This window comes from Providencia huaxiensis (genome assembly GCF_002843235.3).
Lineage (GTDB): Bacteria > Pseudomonadota > Gammaproteobacteria > Enterobacterales > Enterobacteriaceae > Providencia > Providencia huaxiensis.
This window is the reverse complement of sequence record NZ_CP031123.2, coordinates 2,398,037-2,413,098: the sequence shown is the minus strand read 5'-3', so window position 1 is coordinate 2,413,098 and position 15,062 is coordinate 2,398,037. Positions and strand designations below refer to the sequence as shown.

The following is a 15,062-nucleotide window of genomic DNA, read 5'->3' as shown; positions in this document are numbered from 1 at the left end:
GTTTGACTCGCGTTATACTAGCGTCAATAACGCAAGAGTAGAGGGACTGCATATGGACTACCAATTTTTCCAAGATATCACCGGAGCTATCTCCGCTAAATTCTCGATGGATCATGAGGCTATTGGATATTGGCTTAATGAAGAGGTCAAAAATGACCTTAGTCTGTTAGATGCTATTGAAGAAAATTACGAAAAAATCAAAGGCAGTGAAAAACAATGGGAGCTTATTGGCCACGAATATACATTGTTGCTTGATGATGAAGAAGTGATGATCCGCGCCAACCAATTATCATTTGAAACTGAAGGGTTGGAAGAAGGAATGAGTTATTATGATAATGAAAGTGTTGCATTTTGCGGCACTGATGACTTCTTATTAATGCTAAAGGATTATCGAATTTTTGTTATAGAAAATAGATAGAATAATTTTATTTAGTGATTTGTTTTGTGTTTTAATGAATCATCGCTATTATTTGCAATGTACGGCCAACCATTAAACGTTTTTTTAAAGATTTACTGGTTGGGGTTAATATTGATAATTGGATCCTAAAGGGTATATATATATGAATACTGATGATGTTACAGGCGCGTTGAATGATGCAACGAATTGGTTTGTGGCAAACCAAGATCTGTTAGTTCAGTATGCTGTGAATATCGTGTCTGCAATTGTTATCTTGATTGTCGGGATGATGATTGCAAAATGGGTCGGGCGTGGTTTACATCGCGTGATGACCATGAAAGGTATTGATTCAACAGTCAGTGACTTTTTATCAGCGATAGCACGTTATACCATTGTTGCATTCACCTTAATTGCGGTATTAGGGAAAATTGGCGTACAAACTGCTTCTGTGATCGCGGTAATGGGTGCGGCCGGTTTAGCTGTTGGCTTAGCATTACAAAACTCGCTGGGTAACTTTGCGGCAGGTGTGTTGCTGGTGGTATTTAGGCCACTAAAAGCGGGGGAGTATGTCTCAATCGGTGCTGTTGAAGGCACAGTGCAAAATGTACAAATATTTTCAACGACGTTAAGAACCGCAGATGACCGTATTATTGTTATTCCTAATGGGAAGATAATTGCTGATAACATCATTAATACCAGTCGTGAGCCTAATCGCCGTCAAGATATTATTGTGGGTGTTGCTTATGATTCTGATATTGATGTGGTGAAAAAAGTATTAGGTGATATCGTCGCTGCGGATAGCCGTATTCAGCATGCTAAAGGCGTCACTATCCGTTTACATGATATGGCTCCGTCATCATTAAATTATTTAGTGCGTTTTTGGACCACTAATGGTGATGCATGGCCTGTATATTGGGATTTGCTAGAAGAGTTTAAGCGCGCTCTGGACAAACATAATATTGGTATCCCATTCCCACAAATGGATGTTCATGTTCATAAGCAAAATGCGCCTATCAAGCAAGATGCTGCAGAGTAATATTTAGAAAGTCATATTCAGCAGTTTCACTGAAAATAAGAGCCTGTCTTCGATGGGCTCTTATTCATTTCTCACTCCTATATTTCCACCCCGATATTTTTCTTACCGATGCATTTTTGGTTATAAGTGATACTTATGACCTATTAGACTTAATCATTTCCACTAATAACTTTTTATCGCTAATATTCATGCATATTAATTGAATAAAAAATTGGAATTAATACATGTTTTCGATCTATTTACAGGGTGCGCTATTAGGTGCTGCAATGATATTACCTTTAGGACCACAGAACGCATTTGTCTTACAGCAAGGAAGCCGAAAGCAGTTTCATTTAATGAGTGCATTATTATGCGCTTTAAGTGATACCGTTTTAATTATCGCAGGTGTGTTTGGTGGCAGTGCTTTACTCAGCCAGTCTGAAATATTAATGCAATTGATCACGTGGGCTGGCGTAGCATTTCTTATGTGGTATGGCTATGGTGCGTTTCGTACAGCGTTCAGCCCTGATGAGGTCATACTTCAAACGGAAAGCCGGGCTATCACAAGGTGGAAAGTGATTGTTACACTGTTTGCCGTCACTTGGCTGAATCCTCATGTTTATTTAGACACCTTTGTGGTTCTAGGTAGTGTCGGTGGACAGCTAGAAAACCAGTTACGACCTTGGTTTACGGCTGGAGCACTAACGGCGTCATTTGTGTGGTTCTTTGCATTGGCGATACTTGCTGCTTGGTTTTCACCTGTGTTAAATAAACCGCGTTCACAGCGCATTATTAACATTTTCGTGGGGAGTGTGATGTGGTTTATTGCATTTCAACTTGCGATACAGGGGCTTAAGGGACTCGGTTTGATTTCTCAATAACAATATATCTTCAACAGACAAGCAATAAAGTTCAATTTCTCATTATTCTGACTGTACTTTTTGTTTCATGTGTTACTGTTAAATTGAGCTCAGGGATAGTTTATTACCAATTATCCCTTTTTTAGCGATAAATAATTTTCTTGGGAGGTTCTGTGAAATTAAAATCTTTAGTTTTAGCTGCGATGGTAGCAGGTGCTGCGGTTCCTACCATGTCTTTGGCTGACCCGTTACCCAATGGCCCACACATTACAACTTCGGGTAATGCAATAGTGAAAGCGACTCCAGATATGGCGACGCTGAACATTCTTGTGACAGTCACTGCAAAAGATGCGGCAGCTGCGAAAGCTGGCGTCGATAAGCGAGTTGCAGAGTATTTTGAGTTTCTTAAGAAAAATGGCATTGAAAAAGAAGATATCAACGCGGCAAATGTGCGAACTCAGCCTAAATATGATTACAGTAGCGTGAAGCAAAAATCAACCATCGAAGGCTACACGGCAACACGTTCTGTTGAAGTGGAAGTGAAGAAATTAGACCAACTTAATGTCTTGTTAGATGGTGCTTTAGCCGCAGGTCTCAATGAAATCAACTCAGTACAGTTTGGTGTGGCTAACCCGCAACAGTATCGTGATGAAGCACGGTCTCAAGCGATTAAAAATGCGACAGAACAAGCCAATATCTTAGCAAAAGGCTTTAATGTCCAGTTAGGTCCTGTGTATAGCATTAACTATAATGCGCCAGCCGCGGTGCCATACCCAATGGCTGAAAGAAATTATGGTGGGGCGATGAAAGCCTCTGTTGCTCAAGACCTCAAGATTGATGAGACCTATGAACAACAGAGTATTGATTTTAATGACCAAGTCGATGTGGTATTTGAATTAAAACGCTAGCTTTTTGCGGGTTCATCTTCTTGTTTTAACATCTGGCGCCCCGTTTTTAATAGGGCGTCAGTCACATTTTTCATTGTACGGCTTTCAGGTGCGAAGCGGTGCCAGTAAAGCATCCGTCGCTGACATAACCCCGGGGTTAAATCAACCAATTCACCATTCGCTAATTCACTGGCTATCTGCAAATGTGGGATCATACAGCAGGTAGAACCTTGTTTCGCTAACTGCACAAAGGCTTCCGAGGAGTTCACGATATGGCATGGAACACTGCCCGGTGACAAACCAAAGTTTTGTTGTACGAAGGCTTGGTGCATATCGTCTAGATGGTCGAAAGCAACCGCAGGTGCTTTTAATAACGAAGAGCGAGTCACACCATCAGGGAAGTATTTTGCCGCAAAGCCAGGTGACGCAACAAAAATATAGTCCAGTGCGCCAAGTTTATCGACTAAACAACCCGGTAAGGCTTGGGGTTGAATACTGATAGCGCCGACCACCTCGCCGCGTCTTAAACGTTCTTGAGTCCGTGTTTCATCTTCAACCTGAATGTTTAGCCGAATAGGGCTATTGCCTAATACAGGGTTTAGGGCAGGAAGAAACCAAGTTGCCAAGCTGTCAGCGTTGACGGCAAGTGAGAGTAACAACGGGGTTGAGCCACTATTTTCATCACCTAACCATTGCTCTTCTAATAATTCAACTTGATGAAGCAGTGCTAGCAGTTTTTGCCCTTGTTCAGTTGGGTGCGGCGGAACGGTACGCACAAGTAGTGGTTGCCCAAACAGGTTTTCTAACTGCTTTATACGTTGTGACACAGCAGATTGCGTGATGCAGAGCTTTTGAGCCGCACGCTCAAAGCCGCGTTCACGGATAACGGCATCCAGTGCTTGTAATGCGCGATAGTCAGGGCGCTTCATCAAAAAAATCTCCTTGTTGTTATTCTACCAAGCACTATGCCATATTTTTACACGCAACACTTAAAAATATTATTGTTGTGGCGTAAATCCCAAGAACCGTGACATAAATACAGCGAACAAAGCTGCAACTTATTGGGTGTCCGGTATATACTAGTTATTAATAACCTTAATCACGACTCAATTAAATCTTAAAAGGCATGAGTATGACTCAGGACGAATTAAAAAAAGCGGTAGGTTGGGCAGCACTTGATTACGTAAAACCGGGCACTATTGTTGGTGTTGGAACGGGTTCAACGGCTTCACACTTCATTGATGCATTAGCCACAATGAAAGGCCAAATAGAAGGTGCGGTATCAAGCTCAGAAGCATCAACTCAAAAATTAAAATCACTGGGTATTACAGTATTTGATTGTAATGAAGTGGATTCATTAGATGTTTATGTTGATGGCGCTGATGAAGTTGACCACCATATGAATATGATCAAAGGCGGTGGTGCGGCTTTAACACGTGAAAAAATTGTTTCCGCAATTGCAAAAACCTTTGTCTGTATCGTTGACCAATCTAAGTTAGTTGATGTACTAGGTAAATTCCCACTGCCTGTTGAAGTGATCCCAATGGCGCGTAGCTATGTGGCACGTGAATTGGTTAAACTGGGTGGTACGCCAGAGTACCGTCAAAATGTGATTACAGACAACGGCAATGTGATTTTAGATGTCCATAATTTAAATATCGTTGACCCTGTGGCATTAGAAAATACGATTAATGGGATTGCGGGGGTTGTGACCGTTGGGTTATTCGCCAATCGCGGTGCTGATGTTGTATTGATGGGGACTGCAAACGAAGGCGTTAAAACCATCAAGTTATAATCTATATCATATTTAATTATTCCAATAAGCCAGTGGAGTTATACCCGCTGGTTTTTTTGTTTTACTGGTATTTTGTCATTAGTCTATGATTTGATAGAAGCTAAATTAATTAACCAGTTTTATAAATATCATCAATTTGAAATTTATTTTATTTTTTTTAATGTCTGGCTATTTTGGTGATATATCTCACACAAATAGGCATTGTACAGGAAAAATCCTTATTTTGTGTTACCACCCCTGATTTTCTACCATTTTACTTCTTTTTCTTCGCGCTTTTTAGCATCCATTAAGCAAACGGTTGTATTGCTACTGCGCTATTTTTTGCTATGTTGGTATACGCTTCATAGCTCAAGGTAGATGGATGTTATCTCTCTTGAGCTATGTTAGGCAAACACATAGGTTCATCTGTTATAAATCTTAAGTACGTTCACGATAGGGTAGGGAAATGGTTAAGGTATCTTTGCAAAAAGACAAAATTAAATTTTTACTGCTAGAAGGTGTGCACCAAAGTGCGGTTGATAACTTAAAAGCCGCGGGCTACACCAACATTGAATATCACAAAAGTGCGTTATCCGACGAAGAATTAAAAGAAGCGATTAAAGATGCACGTTTTGTAGGTATCCGTTCCCGTACTCATCTTACTGAAGAAATTTTCGCTGCAGCAGAAAAACTCGTTGCAGTGGGTTGCTTTTGTATTGGCACCAACCAAGTTGATTTAGATGCTGCGGCAAAACGCGGTATCCCTGTATTTAACGCACCATTTTCAAATACACGTTCCGTTGCAGAAATGGTATTAGGCCAATTATTACTTTTACTACGTCGTATTCCTGAAGCCAATATGCAAGCACACCGCGGTATTTGGGAAAAACAAGCTAAAGGCTGTTTTGAAGCGCGTGGTAAGCGTCTTGGGATTGTTGGATATGGCCACATTGGTACTCAGTTAGGGATCTTAGCTGAAGGTATCGGTATGAATGTTTTCTTCTATGATATTGAAAACAAACTGCCTTTAGGTAATGCAACTCAAGTTCGTTCTTTAACTGAACTTCTGAACATGAGCGATGTGGTTAGCTTACATGTGCCTGAAACCCCAAGTACGAAGAATATGTTTGCTAAAGAACAATTCGACCGTATGAAGCCTGGCTCTATATTCATTAACGCATCACGTGGAACAGTCGTGGATATCCCTTCACTGGCAGCCGCGTTGGAAAGCAAGCATTTATCAGGTGCTGCGGTGGATGTATTCCCAAGTGAACCCGCTGCGAACAATGACCCTAATGACCCATTTATCTCTGAATTGATTAAGTTCGACAATGTGATTTTAACACCGCACATTGGGGGCTCGACAGAAGAAGCTCAAGAAAATATTGGGTTAGAAGTGGCAAGTAAACTGGCTAAGTATTCAGATAATGGTTCAACATTATCTGCGGTTAACTTTCCTGAAGTTTCTTTGCCAGTGCATACTGAAGATACCAACCGTTTCTTGCATATTCATGAAAACCGTCCAGGTATTTTGAATAGCATAAACCAAGTCTTCACGGAAAATAACATTAACGTTGTCGGCCAGTACTTACGTACATCAGGCAACGTAGGTTATGTGGTTATTGATGTATTAATGCAAACGCCAAACCAAACAGATGAAGCACTCCAGAAATTAAAAGATTTACCTGGAACCATTCGTGCGCGTTTACTGTTCTAAGTAACGCTAAAAAGTGTGTGAAATGATGGCGCGGGTGTTTATGACCAGCGCCATATTTTTTGCGGCGTAATAATTTCGGGTAAAGGAATATCCCAATGAGCTATGGGGAGTTTTTCTACTTGTTGGCAATTATGGGCAAGGCCAATGGGATAAAACCTGGTTTGTTGCCAATTAGCAAGCGTTCTATCATAAAACCCACCTCCCATCCCTAACCGTTGCCCTTGAGTATCAAATGCCACTAATGGGATAAGCATGATATCCAATTTTTCGAGTGGTAGCACATCTCTGACATCAAGCGGTGGCTCATCAATATTAAATCGATTTTTAACGAGTTGGCTATCGGGGCGATAGTGAAGAAACAATAAATGGTGGCGACTAAAGGGGTGCAAAACAGGGAGATAGACTTGTTTACCTTCAGCCCAGAGCGCATGAATGAGTGGCCTTGTGTCAATTTCGCCATCAAAAGAAAGAAACAAAGCAATAGTGTTGGCTTGTGCAATTTTTGGGTGGCTTAATGCATTATGCATGAGTTGTTCCGCTGCGTCATATTGCTGCTGAGCGCTTAATTGACGACGTGCTTGACGGATTGTTTGACGTACCTGCTGGCGTTGTGTCGAGAGGGAGTCTTGCATGTGATAACCTGTTGTATATGCGATAAAAAACAGTTAACCAAGAAAGTAAATTACTTAAAGTATATCGCAAGATGAGAGGTTATGTAGGAAACAAATGAAAAATAAGCAGGAACTTAATTGGGGGTCTCCAAGATGCCGTTGTAGGCTGTAACCCTTGAACCCTTGGTTCAAGGTGAACGCAGTTTAGCAACCTTTAGGCTTCCTGAGCGAATCAGGCATGCTCACCAGCGCCATAACCACATTCTGTTTAGTTGAAATATCGGCTCAGGGGACTCGCCCACTCACGCGCATCTCAGAGAAATTTGGTTTGAGAACTTATCGTTACTCAGTGATTTCATTGTACGAAACTAGATTTAAAATGCAACCTTAATTTTGTATATTTTTTTCTACTAGTGTCTGATTAATAAGCAGATTTACTCTAGGGGCAATACCTGCCTCTCAGTAATTTTCACCTGATCGTGCAACGCTTGTTCGATTGTGAGCTGCAACATTTTTATTTTCTCTTCCATATTATAAGCATAATCACGCGTTTTTGTCTTTTCTTGTGCTAATTCGTGACAGACGTTCAATGCTACAATAAAAATAAGTTGTTCCGTGTTGGTCACACCGCTTCTATCTTTCAGATTTTGCAAGCGTTGTTCTAATTCTTTAGCCGACTCAAGAAGGGCTTCTTTTTGTTCTGCTGGGCAATTGACTCGCATTGAGCGCCCGAAAATCTGGATGTCGACAGGTTGTGCGGACATTATACCTCCATACTGAATAATACTCGCCGTAAATACATCATATTTGGCGCAATTAATAGATAAGACAAAAGCATACTGGTCTAGCGGCTATCCTTGATGGTAGCATATCACGAATCATAAGCTAACATGACGAATTCAGATGTCTATACAAAAATCTTTACCAAACTATGAATCACTGGACAAATTACTGCAACAGCACTCAATCGCACTTACTGCTGCGGAGATCCATGGTCTAATAACTGGGTTGATCTGTGGCGGGGGCCGTGACCATAGCTGGCAAACGTTGGTCCATGACCTTGCTAACGATGGCTTAGCGTTTCCACAAACGGTTTCGCAGCCACTGCGAGAGCTCTTCGATACCACATTCGAAGCACTTGATGACAGCGAATTTGCATTTACTATGCTATTTCCTGACGAAGACGCTTCTGTTTTTGACCATGCTGATGCGCTAGCTGGTTGGGTAAATCACTTTTTATTAGGTGTTGGTGTTACACAACCGAAACTGGCTGATAAAAAAGAGATAAGCGAGGTTATCACAGATTTACGCAATATTGGTATGCTTGGTTATGACGAAGACGAAGACCAAGAAGAACTCGAGCAAGCGTTAGAAGAAGTGGTTGAGTATGTCAGGGTGGCGGTGCAATTATGTTACATTGCGTTGATTGAGCCGACTAAAGGCCCAACAGCCGTGGAAAATGATAAACCGGTTCTTCATTAATTTCTATTAATGTGAGTTTTCAAAGCACTTAACTTTATCAATCAATATTTTATTATTGATAAATTAAGTGCTTGAAAGCGTGATGTATCCAGATTTAAGTCATTTCGCCAGTGTATGTTGCTATGTGATTGGTTAAACACAAGCAATATATTCAGCAATCTAATTATTCTGATAATAAGGCAAAAACGGTATGAATAAACAGGAATTTATTTCTCGTCGCAATGCATTATTGGCTCAAATGCAATCAGGCAGTGCAGCAATTATTTTCTCTGCGCCTTCAGCACAACGTAATGCGGATTGCGAATACCCGTATCGTCAACACAGCGATTTTCTTTATTTAACGGGGTTTAGTGAGCCAGAAGCTGTATTAGTCCTGATTAAAAGCGATGAGAAACATAGCCATACTGTTCTTTTTAACCGTGTCCGTGATTTAACTGCTGAGATTTGGTTTGGTCGCCGCCTTGGGCAAGACGCCGCACCTGAAAAATTAGGTGTTGATAAAGCGTTACCTTTCAATGAAATAGAAGAGCAACTTTATCAATTACTAAATGGCCTCGACGTGGTTTATCATGCACAAGGTGAGTTTGCCTATGCCGATAAATTGGTATTTGATGCCTTAGATATTCTACGTAAAGGTAGCCGTCGTAACTTACGAGCGCCACAAACATTGGTCGATTGGCGGCCGATTGTCCATGAAATGCGTTTATTTAAGTCGGAAGAAGAAATTAATACCCTGCGTATGGCTGGGCGAATTTCTGCTCTAGCACACGTCAGAGCTATGGAAACTTGCCGACCGAATATGTATGAATACCAACTTTGTGGTGAGTTAGAACATGAATTTACTCGCCATGGTGCACGTTTTCCTTCGTACAACTCCATTGTAGGTAGTGGTGAAAATGCCTGTATTTTGCATTACACCGAAAATGAGAGCCTAATGAAGGATGGCGAATTAGTCTTAATTGATGCGGGTGCAGAGTTTGAAGGTTATGCAGGGGATATCACACGGACTTTCCCTGTTAATGGCAAATTTAGCCAAGCACAACGAGAAATTTACGATATCGTCCTTAAGGCGTTAAATACCGCGTTAGCGCTATATCGTCCGGGAACCAGTATCCATGAAGTGACTCGTGAAATTGTTCGTATCAAAACTGAAGGCCTGGTCGCACTTGGAATTTTACAAGGCGATGTGGATCAATTGATCGAAAACAAAGCATATCATCCATTCTTTATGCATGGTTTAAGTCATTGGTTAGGGTTAGATGTACATGACGTAGGTTTTTACGGCACAGACCGAGACCGTATACTTGAAGTGGGGATGGTATTAACTGTCGAACCTGGTTTATATATTGCTCCAGATGCAGATGTGCCGCCACAATATCGCGGTATTGGTGTACGTATCGAAGATGATATTGTGATCACCGAAAACGGAAATGAAAACTTAACGGATTTAGTCGTGAAAGACCCTGATGAAATTGAAGCTCTAATGGCGGCTGCAACGCACAATTTAGGGTAGATATCAGTCATCATAGAAAGGTAATAAACAACGCATGAATGTGATCATCGTGGGGGGCGGTATGGCGGGTGCAACATTAGCACTGGCGATATCATCCCTTAGCCAAGGAAAATTATCGGTTTCACTAATCGAGGCCGCTTTGCCTGATGGCAAACATCCGGGATTCGACGCACGTGCGATTGCGTTAGCCCACGGTACTTGCCAGTCATTAGCAAAAATAGGCGTTTGGTCCGCTTTAGCGGATTGCGTGACCCCCATTAATCATGTTCATGTGTCTGATAGAGGCCATGCTGGTTTTGTGAATATCGCTGCCGATGATTATCAGATCGATGCTCTAGGCAATGTTATTGAACTACACGAAGCGGGCGCCCGTCTGTTTTCATTGTTACGTAAAGCGCCCGGAGTCACTCTTTATTGCCCTGCAAAAGTAGAAAATGTTCATCGTGAACAAGATGCCGTTACGGTCACCTTGGATAATGGAGATAAGGTGACTGGGGAATTACTGATTGCTGCGGATGGCAGCCATTCTGCGATTGGCAAAGCCTGTCATATGCAATGGCAACAGGACGATTATGGGCAAGTGGCCATTATTGCCAATGTGAAAACTGCTATTGACCCAAAAGGTCAAGCCTTTGAGCGCTTTACTGAATTCGGTCCTTTGGCATTATTACCCATGTCACAAGGGCGCAGTTCTTTAGTATGGTGCCATCATCAGGAGCAGGCCGAAGACATCAATGCGTGGGATGATGAAACATTTATTAGTAAGTTACAGCAAGCGTTCGGCTGGCGGCTAGGCGAAATCGTCATGGCCGGTAAGCGTCATTGTTATCCGCTGGTATTACGTAAAGCGCTTAACCCAGTTAGTCACCGAGTCGTGTTAGTGGGGAACGCTGCTCAGACCCTGCATCCTATTGCGGGGCAAGGCTTTAATTTAGGTATCCGTGACGTGATGCAATTGGCTCATATTGTGGTAGAGGCAAACGCGAAGGGGCAAGATATCGGTCGTTATTCGCTACTAAGCCAATACCAGCAAGCTCGGGTACAAGATAGAGACAAAACGGTTACGATAACCGACGGTTTGGTTCGTTTATTTGCGAATCGCTGTTTACCGCTTATTGTCGGGCGTAACTTAGGTTTAATGGCAATGGAAATGTTGCCACCAGCTCGTGATGTTTTGGCTCGCCAAACATTGGGCTGGGTTGCACACCAATAACCACGAAATAAAGAGGAATAAAAAATATGCAATCATTTGATGTGGTTATCGCCGGTGGTGGTATGGTTGGGTTAGCGCTCGCTTGTGGGCTTGAGGGGAGTGGGCTACGTGTTGCGGTCATTGAAAATCATCCACCGCAGGTGCCATTCAGTGCAGCAGAGCCACATGCATTAAGGGTATCTGCCATTAATGCGGCAAGTGAGAAGTTACTGACCCACTTAGGTGTATGGTCAACCATTAAAGGAATGCGAGCTTCTGCTTATAATGGCATGGAAGTTTGGGATAACGACAGTTTTGGGCGAATTACGTTTACTGCTCAAGAACGTAACCTAACGCATTTAGGGCATATTGTTGAGAACAATGTTGTACGTGATGCCCTATGGCAAAAAGCATCGCAACTTCGCGATGTGACATTATTAGCCCCCGCAACGATTAAAAAAGTGGTGTGGGGGGAAAACGATGTTTTCATTACATTAGATGATGAAAACATGTTAACAGCGCGGTTAATTGTGGGGGCTGACGGGGCAAACTCGTGGTTGCGTAGCCATGCAGATATCCCATTAACCTTTTGGGATTATGAACATACCGCGTTAGTTGCTACGATCCGAACTGAAAAACCTCACGAAGGCGTTGCTCGCCAAGCTTTTGATGGCGAAAGTATTTTGGCATTTTTACCATTAAGTGACCCACATCTTTGTTCGATTGTCTGGTCTCAACCGGCTACTGAAGCAGCAAGGCGCAAGTCTTTAGAACCTGCTGATTTTAATAAAGAACTGGCGGTTTCGCTTGATGTTCACCTTGGCCTTTGCCAAGTTGAAAGTGACCGATTAACTATTCCTCTTACGGGGCGCTATGCAAGGCAATTTGCGGCTCAACGTTTAGCGCTGTTAGGGGATGCGGCACATACCATCCATCCATTAGCAGGCCAAGGGGTTAACCTTGGGTTTATGGATGTCGCCATGCTAATCGGTGAAATTAAACGTTTGCACCGTGAAGGTAAAGACTTTGGTCAATATTTATACTTGCGTGATTACGAGCGCAGCCGTAAACACAGTGCAGCACTGATGTTAGCGGGTATGCAAGGGTTCCGTGAGTTGTTTGATGGTAATAACCCTGCGAAGAAATTGCTCCGTGATATTGGGCTTGTCTTAGCGGACAGTTTGCCGGGGGTTAAACCGCAATTATTAAACCATGCGATGGGGCTATTTGATATGCCTAAGTGGTTGGAACAATTACAAGTCGAAGACGCCCTCTAAATCCTTTTCTCAAAAGGCACAGTTCATAAAATTGTGCCTTTTTCTTATATCAAAATACAGAGCGTCATTATTGAACTCTGCATAAAAATAATTCTTATTATTACGTTTTAGTATAAAAAGCGGAACTTTCCCTTTCCTTCATGACTGAAAAAAACTAATTACATTCATTTTTCGCATTAGTTTTATTTATATTGCTGTGATGGGTTTTATTGGCAGAGCTATCATTCAAATTCTGTTTTTGGTTATATTTTGCGCCATTTGACCCTGTATGTAAGGATTTTGAGTGATCATTCTCAATTATTTAACAAAAAGCGCTGGCAAAATCAGAGCGCAATCAGTAATACAGAGGAATGGTAGCCCTATTTTTTTTTATAGGATAGAACAGCAAACAGTGGTAGGTTTTTAAAAAGTTATCGTTTGCGTTGGGTTAAAATTACCAAGGTATTTTGTTGTAGATGGGTAATTTTCACCACGCAATCACCCTGTCATATTAATAATGTAAAGAGGGTATTCATGGTAAAGCAAACAACACTATATGATGAACATATAGCCTGCGGTGCAAAAATGGTCGATTTTCATGGTTGGATGATGCCGTTGCATTATGGTTCACAGATCAATGAACATAATTTTGTCAGAACCGAAGCAGGGATGTTTGATGTTTCCCATATGACTATTGTCGATTTACACGGCGAAGGCTGTCGTGACTTTCTGCGTTACCTTCTCGCCAACGATATCAATAAACTCACAGAACAAGGTAAAGCTTTATATACAGGTATGCTGAATGCTTCTGGTGGTGTTATTGATGACCTGATTGTGTATTACTTTGCTGATGACTTTTATCGCCTCGTTGTAAACTCAGCAACACGTGATAAAGACCTCGCTTGGATTGAACAGCATGCTAAAGGTTATGCGGTTGAAATTCGTGTCCGCGATGATTTAGCGTTACTGGCTGTTCAAGGGCCGCAAGCGCCAGAAAAGGTTCATTCGTTACTCAGTTCGGAACAAAACAGCGCCATCGAAGGAATGAAACCCTTTTATGGTGTTCAAACTGGGGATTTATTCATTGCAACCACTGGGTATACGGGTGAAAAAGGTTATGAAATTGCCATGCCTAAAGAGCAAGTCATTGAATTTTGGCATAAGTTGCTCAAGGCAGGGGTTCACCCAGCGGGCTTAGGGGCACGGGATACTTTGCGCCTTGAAGCGGGTATGAACCTATATGGGCAAGATATGGATGAAACAATCTCGCCATTAGCCGCGAATATGGGATGGACGGTAGCTTGGAAACCCGAAGATCGCCAATTTATTGGCCGTGAAGCATTGGAAAAATTACGCGAACAAGGTACTGAAAAACTTGTCGGTATTGTGATGCGTGAAAAAGGTATACTGCGTGCAGGGCAAGTTGTCCGCTTTACTGATGAACTGGGGAAACTACAAGAAGGGGTGATAACCAGTGGCTCTTTCTCGCCAACCCTAGGTTTTAGTATTGCGTTAGCGCGTGTCCCGAACGGAATTCAAGACAAAGCAATTGTTGAAATCAGACAAAGAGAAATGCCAGTTGAAGTCGTTAAACCGGGCTTTGTCCGTGAAGGTAACTGCTTAGTGTAATTTGGGCGAATCTAATTAATAAATTTAAAAATTGAGAGGCTAGTGATGAGCAATACACCTAAAGAATTAATGTACACCCGTGAACATGAGTGGCTGCGCGATGAAGGTAATGGTGAATTTACAGTTGGTATCACCGAACATGCGCAAGAGACGTTGGGTGACATGGTGTTTGTTGATTTACCCGAAGTGGGTACTGCGGTAAGTGCAGGCGATGACGTTGCAGTCGTCGAATCAGTTAAAGCGGCATCCGATATTTACGCACCACTGAGTGGAGAAATTGTGGCGGTTAATAGTGAGTTGAATGACGCACCAGAGCTCGTGAATGAACAACCGTATCAAGAAGGTTGGATTTTCCGTATTAAGGCATCAGATACCGCAGAGCTGGCGGATTTGATTGATGCGGCGGGGTATACCTCTATGATCGAAGCCGAAGAATAGTTTATTCGTCATATTTTGTGTTGTGGCGGTGTTGGCTTCGCTCTCTCGCCCTAGTCACATACTGATGTATGCTCCTAGGGTCTCATTTGCTTGCCGCCTAGCCACAACCTCGTCATATTTCATCTTGTGGCGGTGTTGGCTTCGCTCATTCGCCCTAGTCACAAGGTGAACTATTTAGAGGGTTGAACAAATATAATTAGTAAGAAACAAGAAACAAGAAACAACCGCAATATTATTGATTTTAAGCGTTATCTCGCAAGTTCCGTAATAGCCGCCCTACAACTTATGCAT

The 15,062-nt window shown here is 42.2% G+C and carries 15 protein-coding genes and 1 other RNA gene; 12 read left to right on the top strand and 4 right to left on the bottom strand.

From position 1 onward, the window contains the following. The first annotated feature begins 52 nt into the window (after positions 1 to 52). From CYG50_RS12825 to CYG50_RS12810, 4 genes are all read left to right on the top strand, one after another. Complete coding sequence (locus tag CYG50_RS12825) at positions 53 to 418, top strand: YacL family protein (RefSeq protein WP_102137416.1); 366 nt, start codon at positions 53 to 55, stop codon at positions 416 to 418. Between the two features lie 142 nt (positions 419 to 560). Further along, positions 561 to 1,433: a small-conductance mechanosensitive channel MscS gene (mscS, locus tag CYG50_RS12820; RefSeq protein ID WP_102137417.1), complete on the top strand. Its 873-nt coding sequence runs from the start codon at positions 561 to 563 to the stop codon at positions 1,431 to 1,433. Between the two features lie 224 nt (positions 1,434 to 1,657). Then, positions 1,658 to 2,293 carry an arginine exporter ArgO gene (argO, locus tag CYG50_RS12815; protein ID WP_102137418.1) on the top strand — a complete coding sequence of 212 codons (636 nt, stop codon included), beginning with the start codon at positions 1,658 to 1,660 and terminating at the stop codon, positions 2,291 to 2,293. Between the two features lie 152 nt (positions 2,294 to 2,445). Next, entirely contained in the window at positions 2,446 to 3,180 is a 735-nt protein-coding gene (locus CYG50_RS12810) for an oxidative stress defense protein (protein WP_102137419.1), read from the top strand. Here CYG50_RS12810 and CYG50_RS12805 read toward each other — a convergent pair. Continuing rightward, the gene (locus tag CYG50_RS12805; RefSeq protein ID WP_102137420.1) at positions 3,177 to 4,088 is read right to left on the bottom strand and encodes a LysR family transcriptional regulator ArgP; all 912 of its coding nucleotides are present in this window, start codon (positions 4,086 to 4,088) and stop codon (positions 3,177 to 3,179) included. The genes CYG50_RS12810 and CYG50_RS12805 overlap by 4 nt on opposite strands. A gap of 203 nt (positions 4,089 to 4,291) precedes the next feature. Here CYG50_RS12805 and rpiA point away from each other — a divergent pair, with 203 nt between their 5' ends. Continuing rightward, a complete protein-coding gene (rpiA, locus tag CYG50_RS12800; protein WP_102137421.1) occupies positions 4,292 to 4,954 on the top strand; it encodes a ribose-5-phosphate isomerase RpiA in 663 nt (220 codons plus the stop codon). Positions 4,955 to 5,399: 445 nt separating this feature from the next. Further along, a complete protein-coding gene (serA, locus tag CYG50_RS12795) occupies positions 5,400 to 6,650 on the top strand; it encodes a phosphoglycerate dehydrogenase (protein ID WP_004261923.1) in 1,251 nt (416 codons plus the stop codon). A gap of 38 nt (positions 6,651 to 6,688) precedes the next feature. Here serA and CYG50_RS12790 read toward each other — a convergent pair whose 3' ends face one another. The 3 genes from CYG50_RS12790 to zapA all read right to left on the bottom strand — a co-directional run bounded on the left by CYG50_RS12790 (position 6,689) and on the right by zapA (position 8,025). Continuing rightward, the gene (locus CYG50_RS12790; RefSeq protein ID WP_102137422.1) at positions 6,689 to 7,282 is read right to left on the bottom strand and encodes a 5-formyltetrahydrofolate cyclo-ligase; all 594 of its coding nucleotides are present in this window, start codon (positions 7,280 to 7,282) and stop codon (positions 6,689 to 6,691) included. Positions 7,283 to 7,402: 120 nt separating this feature from the next. Beyond that, positions 7,403 to 7,584, bottom strand: a non-coding RNA gene (gene ssrS / locus CYG50_RS12785) — 6S RNA. A 111-nt stretch (positions 7,585 to 7,695) separates the two neighbouring features. Beyond that, on the bottom strand, positions 7,696 to 8,025 hold the full coding sequence (gene zapA, locus CYG50_RS12780; protein ID WP_102137423.1) for a cell division protein ZapA: 330 nt from the start codon (positions 8,023 to 8,025) through the stop codon (positions 7,696 to 7,698). Between the two features lie 139 nt (positions 8,026 to 8,164). On the opposite strand from zapA, the gene CYG50_RS12775 reads away from it, so the two are divergent. From CYG50_RS12775 to gcvH, 6 genes are all read left to right on the top strand, one after another. Next, complete coding sequence (locus tag CYG50_RS12775; RefSeq protein ID WP_102137424.1) at positions 8,165 to 8,743, top strand: YecA/YgfB family protein; 579 nt, start codon at positions 8,165 to 8,167, stop codon at positions 8,741 to 8,743. Between the two features lie 190 nt (positions 8,744 to 8,933). Next, positions 8,934 to 10,256 (top strand): Xaa-Pro aminopeptidase, encoded by a 1,323-nt coding sequence (pepP, locus tag CYG50_RS12770; protein WP_102137425.1) that lies wholly within the window; start codon positions 8,934 to 8,936, stop codon positions 10,254 to 10,256. A 34-nt stretch (positions 10,257 to 10,290) separates the two neighbouring features. After that, positions 10,291 to 11,469, top strand: a complete 1,179-nt coding sequence (gene ubiH / locus CYG50_RS12765; RefSeq protein ID WP_102137426.1) for a 2-octaprenyl-6-methoxyphenyl hydroxylase — start codon at positions 10,291 to 10,293, stop codon at positions 11,467 to 11,469. Between the two features lie 26 nt (positions 11,470 to 11,495). Then, positions 11,496 to 12,725: an FAD-dependent 2-octaprenylphenol hydroxylase gene (ubiI, locus tag CYG50_RS12760; protein WP_102137427.1), complete on the top strand. Its 1,230-nt coding sequence runs from the start codon at positions 11,496 to 11,498 to the stop codon at positions 12,723 to 12,725. Positions 12,726 to 13,238: 513 nt separating this feature from the next. After that, entirely contained in the window at positions 13,239 to 14,333 is a 1,095-nt protein-coding gene (gcvT, locus tag CYG50_RS12755; RefSeq protein ID WP_102137428.1) for a glycine cleavage system aminomethyltransferase GcvT, read from the top strand. Between the two features lie 45 nt (positions 14,334 to 14,378). Further along, positions 14,379 to 14,771: a glycine cleavage system protein GcvH gene (gcvH, locus tag CYG50_RS12750; RefSeq protein ID WP_036958523.1), complete on the top strand. Its 393-nt coding sequence runs from the start codon at positions 14,379 to 14,381 to the stop codon at positions 14,769 to 14,771. Positions 14,772 to 15,062: the final 291 nt, after the last annotated feature.